This is a genomic window from uncultured Martelella sp. (assembly GCF_963677965.2).
In the GTDB taxonomy this organism is placed as follows: Bacteria; Pseudomonadota; Alphaproteobacteria; order Rhizobiales; family Rhizobiaceae; genus Martelella; species Martelella mangrovi.
The window spans coordinates 3,356,830-3,368,957 of the sequence record NZ_CAXXFM010000001.1; the positions used below are offsets into that span (position 1 = coordinate 3,356,830).

General features: G+C 61.1%; 12 protein-coding genes. 6 read left to right on the forward strand and 6 right to left on the reverse strand.

Annotation, left to right across the window (positions count from 1 at the left end; genetic code table 11):
- Positions 1 to 2: 2 nt before the first annotated feature.
- Both ACHZCU_RS15610 and ACHZCU_RS15615 read left to right on the forward strand, forming a co-directional pair.
- Complete coding sequence (locus ACHZCU_RS15610) at positions 3 to 1,034, forward strand: peptidoglycan -binding protein (RefSeq protein ID WP_106301650.1); 1,032 nt, start codon at positions 3 to 5, stop codon at positions 1,032 to 1,034.
- A gap of 226 nt (positions 1,035 to 1,260) precedes the next feature.
- Complete coding sequence (locus ACHZCU_RS15615) at positions 1,261 to 2,151, forward strand: DMT family transporter (RefSeq protein ID WP_319519488.1); 891 nt, start codon at positions 1,261 to 1,263, stop codon at positions 2,149 to 2,151.
- A 3-nt stretch (positions 2,152 to 2,154) separates the two neighbouring features.
- Here ACHZCU_RS15615 and ACHZCU_RS15620 read toward each other — a convergent pair whose 3' ends face one another.
- Positions 2,155 to 3,978, reverse strand: a complete 1,824-nt coding sequence (locus tag ACHZCU_RS15620) for an ABC transporter transmembrane domain-containing protein (RefSeq protein ID WP_394706077.1) — start codon at positions 3,976 to 3,978, stop codon at positions 2,155 to 2,157.
- Positions 3,979 to 4,135: 157 nt separating this feature from the next.
- Here ACHZCU_RS15620 and rpmE point away from each other — a divergent pair, with 157 nt between their 5' ends.
- Positions 4,136 to 4,357, forward strand: a complete 222-nt coding sequence (gene rpmE, locus ACHZCU_RS15625) for a 50S ribosomal protein L31 (RefSeq protein WP_106301644.1) — start codon at positions 4,136 to 4,138, stop codon at positions 4,355 to 4,357.
- A gap of 270 nt (positions 4,358 to 4,627) precedes the next feature.
- Here the strand turns inward: rpmE and ACHZCU_RS15630 are convergent, their stop codons facing one another.
- The 3 genes from ACHZCU_RS15630 to ACHZCU_RS15640 form a co-directional block, all read right to left on the reverse strand.
- Positions 4,628 to 5,137, reverse strand: a complete 510-nt coding sequence (locus ACHZCU_RS15630) for a DUF1465 family protein (protein ID WP_319519490.1) — start codon at positions 5,135 to 5,137, stop codon at positions 4,628 to 4,630.
- A 290-nt stretch (positions 5,138 to 5,427) separates the two neighbouring features.
- Positions 5,428 to 5,628: a DUF1192 domain-containing protein gene (locus ACHZCU_RS15635; RefSeq protein ID WP_106301638.1), complete on the reverse strand. Its 201-nt coding sequence runs from the start codon at positions 5,626 to 5,628 to the stop codon at positions 5,428 to 5,430.
- Entirely contained in the window at positions 5,618 to 6,901 is a 1,284-nt protein-coding gene (locus ACHZCU_RS15640) for an MFS transporter (protein WP_319519491.1), read from the reverse strand. The genes ACHZCU_RS15635 and ACHZCU_RS15640 overlap by 11 nt, the downstream gene beginning before the upstream one ends.
- Positions 6,902 to 7,103: 202 nt before the next feature.
- On the opposite strand from ACHZCU_RS15640, the gene ACHZCU_RS15645 reads away from it, so the two are divergent.
- The gene (locus ACHZCU_RS15645) at positions 7,104 to 7,262 is read left to right on the forward strand and encodes a hypothetical protein (RefSeq protein ID WP_319519492.1); all 159 of its coding nucleotides are present in this window, start codon (positions 7,104 to 7,106) and stop codon (positions 7,260 to 7,262) included.
- A gap of 278 nt (positions 7,263 to 7,540) precedes the next feature.
- Here ACHZCU_RS15645 and ACHZCU_RS15650 read toward each other — a convergent pair whose 3' ends face one another.
- Complete coding sequence (locus ACHZCU_RS15650) at positions 7,541 to 8,737, reverse strand: phosphoglycerate kinase (protein WP_319519493.1); 1,197 nt, start codon at positions 8,735 to 8,737, stop codon at positions 7,541 to 7,543.
- Positions 8,738 to 8,965: 228 nt separating this feature from the next.
- Positions 8,966 to 10,756: a potassium/proton antiporter gene (locus ACHZCU_RS15655; protein WP_319519494.1), complete on the reverse strand. Its 1,791-nt coding sequence runs from the start codon at positions 10,754 to 10,756 to the stop codon at positions 8,966 to 8,968.
- Positions 10,757 to 10,969: 213 nt separating this feature from the next.
- Between ACHZCU_RS15655 and ruvC the strand changes: the two genes are divergently transcribed.
- Together ruvC and ruvA are read left to right on the forward strand one after the other, a co-directional pair.
- Positions 10,970 to 11,482: a crossover junction endodeoxyribonuclease RuvC gene (gene ruvC, locus ACHZCU_RS15660; RefSeq protein ID WP_319519495.1), complete on the forward strand. Its 513-nt coding sequence runs from the start codon at positions 10,970 to 10,972 to the stop codon at positions 11,480 to 11,482.
- Between the two features lie 10 nt (positions 11,483 to 11,492).
- On the forward strand, positions 11,493 to 12,113 hold the full coding sequence (ruvA, locus tag ACHZCU_RS15665) for a Holliday junction branch migration protein RuvA (RefSeq protein WP_319519496.1): 621 nt from the start codon (positions 11,493 to 11,495) through the stop codon (positions 12,111 to 12,113).
- Positions 12,114 to 12,128: the final 15 nt, after the last annotated feature.

Sequence of the window (12,128 nt, forward strand, 5' to 3'; positions counted from 1 at the left end):
TCATGGCGCTGGCCCGCAATCGTCGATCCAACCGCAGTGTCGACTACTGGCCCGGTTTCGTCGACGCGCTGTCGACCTTGCTTCTGGCGATCATGTTCCTGCTGACCGTGTTCGTGATCGGCCAGTTCATCCTGACGCGTGAAATTTCCGGCAAGGACGAGGTGCTGAACCGGCTGAACAGCCAGATTGCCGAACTGACACAGCTTCTGGCGCTGGAAAAGAGCAACACGCAGGATGCCAATGATACGATTGCCTCGCTGCAGGCCTCGCTGGCCACGGCGCAGGCCGCCCGTTCGCGCCTGCAGGCACTGCTCGATGAAGGCGCGGGCGCCAGCGATGCCGCTCAGGCCCGTATCGGCGCGCTTTCGGAAGACCTTGAGGCCGAACGACAGCTGACGGCGCGGGCGCAGAGCCAGCTGGCGCTGCTCAACCAGCAGATTTCCGCCCTTCGCGCGCAACTGGCCGCCGTCGAGGAGGCGCTGGAAGTGTCCGAAGCCAAGGACGAGGCCTCGCAGGCCCGTATCGCCGATCTTGGCCGGCGCCTCAATGTCGCTCTGGCGCAGAAGGTGCAGGAGCTGAACCGTTACCGCTCCGACTTCTTCGGGCGGCTGAGGCAGATCCTGTCCGACCGCGAGAATATCCGGATTGTCGGCGACCGCTTCGTGTTCCAGTCCGAGGTTCTGTTTCCCTCCGGCTCGGATGAACTGAACGATGACGGCCGCGCCGAGCTTGCAAAGCTTGCCACCGCGCTTCTCGAAATTGCGCCGGAAATACCGGAGGATATCAACTGGGTGCTGCGGGTTGACGGCCATACCGACGATGTTCCGATCCGGGCCGGCGGTCAGTTTGCCGATAACTGGGAGCTGTCGTCGGCGCGTGCGAATTCCGTCGTGCGCTATCTGATTTCGCAAGGCGTGCCCGCCGCGCGGCTGGTGGCTGCCGGGTTTGCCGAATATCAGCCGATTGCACCCGGCAATTCGCCCGAAGCGCGTGCACAGAACCGCCGTATCGAGTTCAAGCTGACCGAGCGCTGAGGTTTCGAAAAACCGAAACCGTGTTTGCCTGCGGCATTGACCGGATATGTCCGCCCGGACTTGCCTTTGGCTGCGCTCTTTTCTATCTTGCGGTCTCCGCAAGGGTGGTACGGCATGCCTGCCCAACCGCCGCGCTTTATCTAAAGCGCTGTTCTTCCTGACAAGCGGACGAGGGCCCCTCCAGGAAGCATCCCGACACGAACAGATGCTTGTTCAGGAGTAGATGATGACCTTCGTCCTGCCTATGCGGGTCGTGCGTTGGCGGCCCGGTCGCCGACTTGCTGCGATTTTTCTGATGATTGCCGGCGTTGCCGCCTTCAGCTGTATCGATACGCTGACCAAGGTGCTGACGGCACGCCATGCGCCGGTCATGCTGATTTTCGTGCAGAACAGCCTGGCCGCGATGATGGTGCTGCCGGTTGCCGCCATGAAGGGTTCTGCCGGTTTCCGGCTGCGTTCGCCGCGTCTTCTGGCAATCCGCGCGGGGGTGGGCGTGATTGTCAGTTTTCTGATCTTCACCTCGCTGTCGCTGCTGCCGTTCGCGATTGCCGTCTCGCTGTTTCAGCTCGAGACATTTTTTGTCATCCCGCTGGCGATCCTGTTGCTGAAGGAAAAGGCGAGCTGGCATCGCTGGCTTGCGGTTGCCCTTGGGCTGTTCGGTGCTCTCCTGATCCTCAGGCCGGGCAGCGAGGCGTTTCAGGTGGCGGGGCTTGTGGCGGTCGCAGCGGCGCTGGCGCTTGCCACCAAGAACATCGTTTTGAAGATGCTGGCGATGAACGAGGCTTTCGTGCCGGCATTGTTCTGGATGTATGTGCTGATGGCGAGCATGACTGCCGCTCCGGCGCTGTTGTTCTTCCGGTCGCCGATCGGGTTGGCTGATCTGGGCCTTTTGTGCGTGTCAGCGCTGCTGGTCAATACCAGCAATTTCTGCATGCTGAAGGCGTTTTCGATGGCCGATGCGATGGTGCTCACGCCCGCCCTGCACATGGCTCTGCCGCTGGCCGTGATGATGGGGCTGGTGGTTTTCGACGAATGGCCGCAGCCGATCGTGTGGGCCGGCATCGCATTGATCTTTGCGGCAACCTTCATGCCCACGGGCCGCAAGCCTGAGGGCTGATCCTCAGGCGGTTTCCTCGGTGTTGAACTGCAGGCGCGCAAGCCGGGCATAAAGTCCGTTGCGGGCCACCAGTGTTTCATGCGTGCCTTCTTCGACGATGTGGCCCTCGTCCATCACCAGAATGCGGTCGGCCGACAGCACGGTGGCCAGCCTGTGGGCGATCACCAGCGTTGTGCGGCCCTTCATCAGCCCGCCCAGCGCGGCCTGCACCAGCGTTTCGCTTTCGGCATCGAGCGCCGATGTCGCCTCGTCGAGCAACAGGACGGGCGCATCGCGCAGCACAGCCCGGGCGATGGCGATGCGCTGGCGCTGACCGCCGGAAAGGGTGATGCCGCGTTCGCCCGCCATCGTGTCATAGCCGTTTTCGAGCTTTTCGATGAACCCGTCGGCCTGGGCTGCAATGGCGGCGGCGCGCACATCTTCGCGCGATGCATCGGGTTGGCCGAGCGCGATATTGTCGTGAATGCTGGCGGCAAAGATCGCGACATCCTGCGGCACCAGCGCAAACCGGGCCCGGACTGCCGCAGGGTCGGCTTCGCGCAGGTCGACGCCATCAAGCCGGATCGCCCCTTCATCGGGGTCGTAAAACCGCAGCAGAAGCGAAAACAGCGTGCTCTTTCCCGCCCCCGACGGGCCGACGACGGCAACCGTCTCTCCGGCCGAAACGGATAATGACAGCCCGTTCAGGGCGCCGGCTTTGGCGCCGCCTGTGGGATAGCGGAAACAGACATGATCGGCCTCAAGCGCGCCGCGCGGCGCGGGCAGGGCCACCGGGTTTGCAGGCGCCGTGATCGAGGACGGCTCCAGCAGCAGTTCGCTCAGCCGTTCGGCGGCTCCGGCGGCAAGCGAGAGTTCGCCCCAGACTTCCGAGAGCTGGCCAAGGGCGCCGGCTGCCAGAACCGAATAGATCAGGAACTGGCCGAGCGTGCCGCCGGTCATCGTGTCGGACAGCACGGATTGGGCGCCGAACCACAGGATTGCGGTGATCGAACAGAACACCGTGGAGATTGCCACGGCCGTCAGCGCCGCGCGCGCCTTCAGTGCCGAACGGGCGGCGGCGAAGGCGTTTTCCACGCCGCGTGCATAGCGGTTTGAGGCCATGCCCTCGGCGGTAAAGGCCTGCAGGGTGCGGGTTGCGCCGATGGCTTCACCGGCAAAGGCGGTCGCATCGGCCAGTTGATCCTGTGCGGCGCGTGAGCGCGAGCGCACCTGACGACCGGCGGCAATCAGCGGCAGCACCACCAGCGGGATTGCGGCAATCACCAGCACGGAAAGGCGCGGTGATGTGTAGATCATCATGATCAGCGCGCCGATGCCCATGATCAGATTGCGCAGCGCAACCGAGGCGCTGGCACCGAAGGCCGACTTGATCTGCACCGTGTCGGCCGTCAGCCGTGAGACGATTTCGCCTGACTGATTGACATCGAAGAAGGCGGGCGACAGTTGCACGACATGGGCAAAAACATCACGCCGCAGGTCGGCGACAACCCGTTCACCGAGAATCATCACGAAGAAATAACGCAGCGCGCTGGCCATGCCGAGCGCCAGCGCCATCAGCCCAAGCACAAGAAAATAGTTGTTGATCAGTTCGGCATCGTCGGTCGAAAAGCCGTGGTCAATCACCCGGCGCACGGCAACGGGCAGGGTGAGCGTTACGAAAGCGGCAATCAGGAGGAAGGTGAGGGCGCCGGCCACAAGGCCGCGATAGGCGGTGATATAGGGTAAGATCGCAGTCAGCGGCCGAAGCTCTTTCGCTCTGCCACCACGTGTTTCAGCATTTCTGCTCACGGGTATTTCCTTCACTTTCGCCGGGGCCGGATATTGCATCCGGCGGCTCTTGTTATTCGGCTCACGTTCCTGTATAGCGACCGCAACCTAATCGACAGCCGTGGCTTTTTTTGGGGTCTCACGGCTTTGTTTATTCAATAGCCCCGGTGGGCGCAATGGCGGCCAGGGTTTAAACAAGCTTGCAGGAACGAGAGTTATGAAGGCTGATATTCATCCCGACTATCACATGATCAAGGTCGTCATGACGGACGGCACGGAATACGAAACGCGTTCGACCTGGGGTAATGAAGGCGATGTCCTGACCCTCGATATCGATCCGACGTCGCACCCGGCATGGACCGGCGGCTCGCAGCAGCTGCTTGACCGCGGCGGCCGCGTTTCCAAGTTCAACAAGCGCTTCGGCGGTCTTGGCATCTGATTTTCAGATCAGACGACAGAATACGAAAAACCCGGCCATTGTGCCGGGTTTTTTGTTGATAAAGCTGCCCCTCCCTCCGGGGCATCCTCGGGCTTGAGCCGGAAACCAGCAAGGGCCAGGTCCTTGCGCGCAAAGACCCGTTCTGGAAGCGCACAACAAGCGGCCCTGGATACCGGCTCAAGGCCGGTATGACGACAGAACGCGGGACGGGCTTTATTGGCAGCCTGAACCGGGCCTTGGCGCCAGGTTTTTCTTGCAGTTTTTTCGGAATTAGCGTCTTGCGAAGGCGGTCTGCAGCAGATCGATCTGGGCGATGACCTGGTTGTTGGCCGGTTCCGGCTGAACGTGGCCGCGCATCAGGCTTTCATCGAGTTTGCGAATGCGGGTTTCAAGCCGTGTGGCATGGTCTGCCAGATCGCGGAAACCCGGCGGCAGTTCCCGCCAGGCCGAAAGGCCCTCTTCATCTCCGCCGCCGCCCAGACGCAGCTTGTTGCGCTCCTGGATCACCTGTTCGCGGCTCATTTCGCCGGAATTCAGCGATCGCTGCAGCAGCAGCCACGATGCCAGTTGCATCAGGCGGGTGGTGAGCCGGATCGACTCCGCCGAGTAAAGCGCGGCCGCTCTGGCGCTGAGCAGTTTCGAGGCAGCCCGGCCGGGGCCGTCCAGATAGGCGGCTGTCTCCTCGACAAGCGTCATGCCTTCGGCATAAAGGGCATCGAACTGCGGTGAGTTGGCGGCCCGTCCCGCAAAACTGATCGGATGTGCCCCGGTACTGGTCATTTGCATACTCTTGCTACGCCGATTGCCGCGATACGCTTGGTGCGGCAAGTCTTCAACAACGTTGACAACAAATATACCTGTAACGCATTTCCGCAACCCGTTTCTTAACGAAGGGTTAATACCCACTGCCGAATGCCGGGTTGTGCAAAAAAAAGAGCCGCAAAGAGCGGCCCATAAGTCAAAGGGTGATGATCGGAATAAAGACAGAGATCCCGACTCCGCCAAGCGGATAACCTATAACAACTTGGAAAGGTTAATATCGCGTTAAAGGCCGGCTGCAGCGGGGCAGACTATTTCTTCTTGAAGAAACTTTCGGCCTTTTCGCGCTCGCTGCCCTTCCTGCCGATGGCAGCCTCGAGGCGTTCGATCTCGCGACGCAGCTCCTCGACGAAACCGTTCAGCGCCTCGACCGAATGCTCTTCCAGATCGGCGCCAATGATGTACTGGTTCCTTGCCGGTTTCTTGTCGTCGCTGTCGTCATCAAGCGGCATGATCTTCGCTCCTTTCTTCTTCGTCGTAAACAGGCGTTTCGCGGTTCGGGTTCTTCAGCGCAACCCCCTCGGTGGTGGAAACCGGCGTTGCCGCATCCGGCATGGCCGTGAAGGCCTCACGGTCGGTGACGGGGACGGCAGCGCGAATGCGGGAGCGGACGATGGCATAGGCAAGGATCAGGACATGCGCTGTGGCGGTAACGATGAACAGCGCATAGGGGCCGAAGTTCGACATCACTGGGCCGCCGACGGTCGGGCCGATGATGGTGCCGATGCCGAACAGGAACAGAAGGCCGCTTGCAATCTTGACGTAATCTTCCGGCCGGGCGAAGTCGTTCGCATGCGAGGCGGTGATCGGGTAAAGCACGTTGGCCGTGGCGCCGTAGGTGGCGATCAGGACGATCAGTGTGGTGCTGCCGGGCTTGAAGATGACGACGGTGATCGCCGCCGCTGCCGCGATTGCCGCAAGGCCCGCGATCACATAGCGCCGGTCCATCCGGTCGGAAAGCCGGCCGACGGGCACCTGGGCAAGCGCGCCGGCCAGAATGGCGCCGGTTACCAGAAAGGCGACCTGATTGTCGGGAAGCCCGGCGCGGGCGGCAAAGACGGCCACCAGCGTGCCGAAGGCACCATTGGCAATGCCGGTCAGCAGCACTCCGAAAAAGGCAACAGGCGAGTTGCGGTAAAGCAGTTTGAGGTCGATCCGGACGGCCTGGAGCGGGCGCGGGGAGGCCGCATTCGACACCGTCGTCGGCAGCATGGCGATGCAGTAGACGATGCCGGCAACCATGAACAGGATCGGCGTATTGGGATTGCCGAAGCCGACGGCCAGCTGTCCGCCGACGACGCCGAAAAGCGTGATGCCGGTGTAGAAGGTGAAGACCGTGCCGCGGCTTGAATTGTCGACGCGCTCATTGAGCCAGCTCTCGATGATCATCTGGGTGCCCGCCATCGCAAAGCCGGTTGCCGCACGCAGCGCGATCCAGCCGAACTGGTTGACGAATACACCGGTGATCAGTGCCACCATGCAGATGAGGGCGATAAAGCCGGAAAAGGCGCGCACATGCCCGATCCGCATGATCAGCTTCGGCGCCAGCAGACAGCCAAGCACGAAGCCCGATGCCCATGACGTGCCGATAAAGCCGAGCGCTGTATCGCTGTAACCTTCCGCCGTACCGCGCAATGGCAGGAGAAGACTGTGGAGACCGTTACCGAAAAAAAGAAAAAGTGTGCCGAGAAGCAGCGCAAAAACAGGGAAAAGATTACGTTTCATCAAGTCGCCCGGATAAATGAAAGACATAAAAAAGGTGAAGGTTCAACGCGGCTACGTCTGCACTTGTTCCCGGATATTACCACCACCGATCCGGAATGCACTGAGGAATTCGATCCGATGCGGGTGACGCACTGGTTTTCGCACGCTATGACAAGGGGCGATTGACAACAAGCCGCCCAAGGTCGGGCGGGCAGGGACATCCATGGCCAAGCTGATATCGTTTCTTCTCATCGCCGCCATGGCGGTTCAGATCATCAAACCGCTGGGGCTTCCGGGGCTGAAGAAGCGGATGGACTTCTGGAAGATCGCGCCCTTTGCGCTTGCGATGATGGTGCTCGTGCTGATGATCCGCCCGTCCTGAGATTGAAAGAAAAAGGCGGCCACGCGGGCCGCCTCAGACTGCTGACAAAGCTCGTCCCAGTTTCTTTCGTCATACCGGCCTTGAGCCGGTATCCAGGGCCGATTGTTATGCGCTTTCAGAAAGAGTCTTTGCGCGCAAGGACTTGCGCTTACTAGATTCCGGCTCAAGGCCGGAATGACGGCGGGGGGATAGGCAAAGCCGCGACTGCTTACAGGGGTTGTCAACAAACTGAGGCGGCCCGAAGGCCGCCTCGTTGATGCATCGTCTCTGTAAAGCCGTTACTTCTTCAGAATATCGACGCCCGGAAGGACCTTGCCTTCCATCCATTCCAGGAATGCGCCACCGGCGGTGGAGACATAGCTGAATTTGTCCTTCACGCCGGCATGGTTGAGTGCCGAGACCGTATCGCCGCCGCCGGCGACCGAGGTGAGCTTGCCGGCCCTGGTCTGTTCGGCGGCAAATTTTGCGGCCGAGACCGTGGCGGCGTCGAAAGGCTCGATCTCGAACGCGCCGAGCGGGCCGTTCCAGACCAGCGTTTCGGCCTTGCCGATCCATTCATTGACGGCCTTGACCGATTCCGGTCCGACATCGAGCATCATCGCATCGGCCGGAATGGCGTCAATCGCGACCGTCTCGTTTGCAGCATTGGCCTTGAATTCACGGGCAACAACGCCGTCGACCGGCAGAACAATGGCGCAACCGGTCTTTTCGGCCTTTGCCATGATGGTGCGCGCCGTATCGGCCAGATCATGCTCGCAGAGCGACTTGCCGACATCGATGCCCTTGGCGGCAACGAAGGTGTTGGCCATGCCGCCGCCGATCACCAGCGCATCGACCTTGTCGATCAGGTTTTCCAGCAGGTCGATCTTGGTCGAGACCTTGGCCCCGCCGACGATGGCGACAACCGGGCGCTTGGGATCGCCGAGGCCCTTCTCCAGAGCTTCAAGTTCGGCCTGCATGGTGCGGCCGGCATAGGCGGGCATGTGGTGGCCGAGGCCCTCGGTCGAGGCATGGGCGCGGTGAGCGGCAGAAAATGCGTCATTGACGTAGATGTCGCCGTTCTTGGCCAGTTCAGCCACGAAATCGGGATCGTTCTTCTCCTCGCCCTTGTGGAACCGGGTGTTTTCCAGCAGCAGGATATCGCCGTCCTGCATGGCGGCGATGGCGGCTTCCGCGTCCGGGCCGACGCAATCGTCTGCGAATTTTATAGCGTGATCCAGCACGCTTTCGACAGCCGGAACGATCAGCTTCAGCGACATGTCGGCAACGACCTGGCCCTTCGGACGGCCGAAATGGGCCATCAGGATGACCTTCGCGCCCTTGTTCGAAAGTTCGAGGATGGTCGGGGCAACCCGTTCGATGCGGGTCGTGTCGGTGACCTTGCCTTCGCTGACAGGCACGTTCAGGTCGACACGGACCAGAACGCGCTTGCCGGTCAGGTCGGAAAGGTCGTCGAGTGTTTTGAAGGCAGGCATGGATGTCTTCCTCTTTCGGTTGGAAGTGCCGGGAGGCCGGCGCTTCTGGATTGGCTTGCCGGCAGCGGGCTTTTCGAGGCCCCGGCGTGCCGGTCTTGTTATCGGGTGCGGAGCGCACCGCCAAAAACATCTTGGGCGCAATGATTTCTATTCAAAAACAGGGCAAGCGGCAATGACAGAGGTCAGAAAAGCACGTCGGCGTGAATGGTCTTTACGAGGATTGCCGCTCTAGCGCCTGAACTTGAGAAAAAGCCGGGCAATGCGTGCCCGGATTGCGCGGAAAACAAGCGGTGTATTGTCGTCTTCCGGTTCGCGCCAGACGCCGATGGACATGACATTATGCGCCTCGTCGGCCTCGCGCACGATCAGCGAGAGCGGCCCCAGATGCAGCCTGTCGGCGATATGTGGCTTGCCGCCCAGACGTTCCTTGATAAAATCGGCAATCCGCGTTTCCTCTGATCCCGCAGGAATGGCAACGGTCGGTTCGATGGCGCGCAATTCGCCAAGCGGCCGGTCCGGCATCAGCACTTCCGTGCCCAGCAGCGATTCCTCGCTGCTGCCGTCGATCGTATCGGGATCTGCGAAAAGCCGGTCCAGCAGATAGGACATGCCCGGCACCACGAAGAGGTAGAGATAGTCTCCCGCCTTCAGATCGCCGGCATAGAAATAGCGCATCGACAATCCGTCGCGAACCACGAGCGAGGGGATGGCCCAGCGCGGAATGAGCGCGCCTTCGAGGACCGGAGCACCTTCGGCCAGACGGTAAACCAGAAGCTCGTGCTTGGCGTTGCCGGGCAGGTCGACCTCCACCGTTTCCAGCGCGCCGCTTGCCCTGGGCCGCACCAGATCCAGAAACCGGGCGACCGGCGCCAGCATCCAGCCCTGCAGGATAAGCGAGACCAGCACCATGACGAAGACGATGTTGAAGAACAGTCCGGCATTCTCCAGCCCGTAGATTGCCGGCAGAATGGCCAGCAGGATCGAGGCGGCACCGCGCAGGCCGATCCAGGCGATGAAATTCGTTTCGCGCGGGCGGTAATCGAAAAGGAACAGACAAAGCCAGACGGCGACAGGCCGGGCGACGAATACCAGAAACAGCGCCAGCGCCAGTGCCGGCAGAAAGATTTCGGGGAATCTGTGCGGGGTGGCCAGAAGGCCGAGCAGCAGGAACATGATGATCTGGGCAAGCCAGGTCATACCTTCCTGGAACCGCCTGATGGCCCCTGAAAAACGTACCCGCCTGTTGCCCGCGATTAGGCCGGCAATGTAGACGGCCATGAACCCGCTTCCGCCCGCAGCCCCCGTCGCCGAAAACACCAGAAGGGCAACCGTGAGCACGAGGATCGGCGCAAGCCCCCGGTTCAGCCCGAAGGAGTTTGCGATCAGGATCGTCAACATGCCGCCTCCCAGGCCGAACAGCAGACCGAACCCGATTTCGCGCAGGAAATGGAGCACCATGTCCAGCGTTTCCTCCGCCCCCGACCCCTGAACGGAGAGCATGGAGACCAGCGTCATGGTGAGGAAGATCGCCATCGGATCATTGATGCCGGATTCGACTTCAAGCGTCGAACTGACCTTGTCGACGACGTGAATGCCGCCGATCCGCATCAGGAAGAACACGGCGGCCGCATCCGTGGAGGCGACGATTGCGCCGAGCAGAAAACCTTCAAGCAGGGAGAAGTCGAGAATGACCGCCGCCGCCACGGCCACAAGCGCTGCCGTGATGAGAACACCCGCTGTGGCAAGAAGCACAGCCGGCGCCGCGATACGTCTGAATGTCTTGAACGCGGTGCCGAAACCGCTGTCGAACAGGATGACCGCAAGCGCCAGGGAGCCGACATAGAAGGTCAGTGCGTCATTGCTGAATTCGATGCCGAAGCCATCGGTGCCGGCCAGCAGGCCGACGCCCAGAAACAGCAACAGCAAAGGTGCCCCGAAACGAAACGCCAGAGCGCTCGAAAGCGCGGCGAGCAGGACGAGTGCGGAGAAGATCATCACCGCGAGGTAAAAAGTCGTCAATCGTCTTCCCTTCCATCCGGCGGTATTGGTCCCACCGGCCCCGCACCCGTTCTAATTCTTTGATTTTCTGGGCTAGGTAGTGCGTGGGCACAGCCATTTAAAGTCTCCACTATTGGAAGGCTGTGTGTCCGTACACGCATGGCTGCATGAGAATGTTTTTGTTTTGTTCACTTTTCTCTGGAAGGCTGGCAACAAGGCGGATAGGGTAATTGCATGGAAAAGACGATTCGTATTCTCGGTATTGATCCGGGCCTCAGGCGCACCGGCTGGGGCGTGATCGAGACGCTCGGCAATTCTCTGAAGTTCATCGCCTCAGGCACGGTTACCACGGATGGCCAGATGGATCTTGCCTCGCGTCTCAGGCAGCTGCATGACGGGCTTACGGAGGTCGTGCATGGCTACACACCGGATGAATCGGCCGTCGAGCAGACCTTCGTGAACAAGGATGCGGTGGCCACGCTGAAGCTTGGCCAGGCGCGCGGCATTGCGCTTCTTGTGCCCTCGCTTGCCGGTCTTCATGTTTCCGAATACGCACCGAATGCGGTGAAAAAGGCGGTCATCGGCGTCGGCCACGGCGACAAGGAACAGATCCACATGATGCTGAAGGTGCTGATGCCGAAGGTTCAGTTCAAGGGCAGCGATGCGGCCGATGCGCTGGCGATCGCCATCTGTCATGCGCATAATCGTGGTGCAAACCGGATGATGAAGGCGGCTCTGGCCGGATAAGGAACACTGCATGATCGGCAAGTTGAAGGGCGTGATTGACGAGATCGGCGACGACCATGTGCTCGTCGATGTCCATGGCGTCTGTTATGTGGCGTTCTGTTCGGCGCGCACGCTTTCGCGCATCGGCACGCCCGGCGAGGCGGTGACACTGGTGATCGAAACCTTCGTGCGCGAGGACCAGCTGAAGCTTTACGGTTTCATCAGTGCGGAAGAGCGCGGCTGGTTCAACCTGCTGCAAAGCGTGCAGGGGGTCGGGGCCCGTGTGGCGCTTGCCATCCTGTCAACGCTGTCGGCAGGCGAGATTGCCAACGCGGTGGCGCTTGGCGACAAGACGGCGGTTTCGCGCGCGCCGGGCGTCGGGCCGAAGGTCGCCACCCGGATCGTCACGGAGCTGAAGAACAAGGTTCCTGCCGGGCTTTCGATGGGCGACAGCGAAGGCGTCGCCTTCCGTCAGGAGGTCGGCGAGGGGGCGGCGCCCGCTGCCGTTTCCGATGCGATTTCGGCATTGTCCAATCTCGGCTATTCACGCGATCAAGCCGCCGGCGCGGTCTCCGCCGCGCTGAAAAATGCAGGCGAGGGCGCCGACAGCGCCGTCCTTATCCGTCTGGGCCTGAAAGAATTGGCGAGTTGATCCTTTCGTGGTATA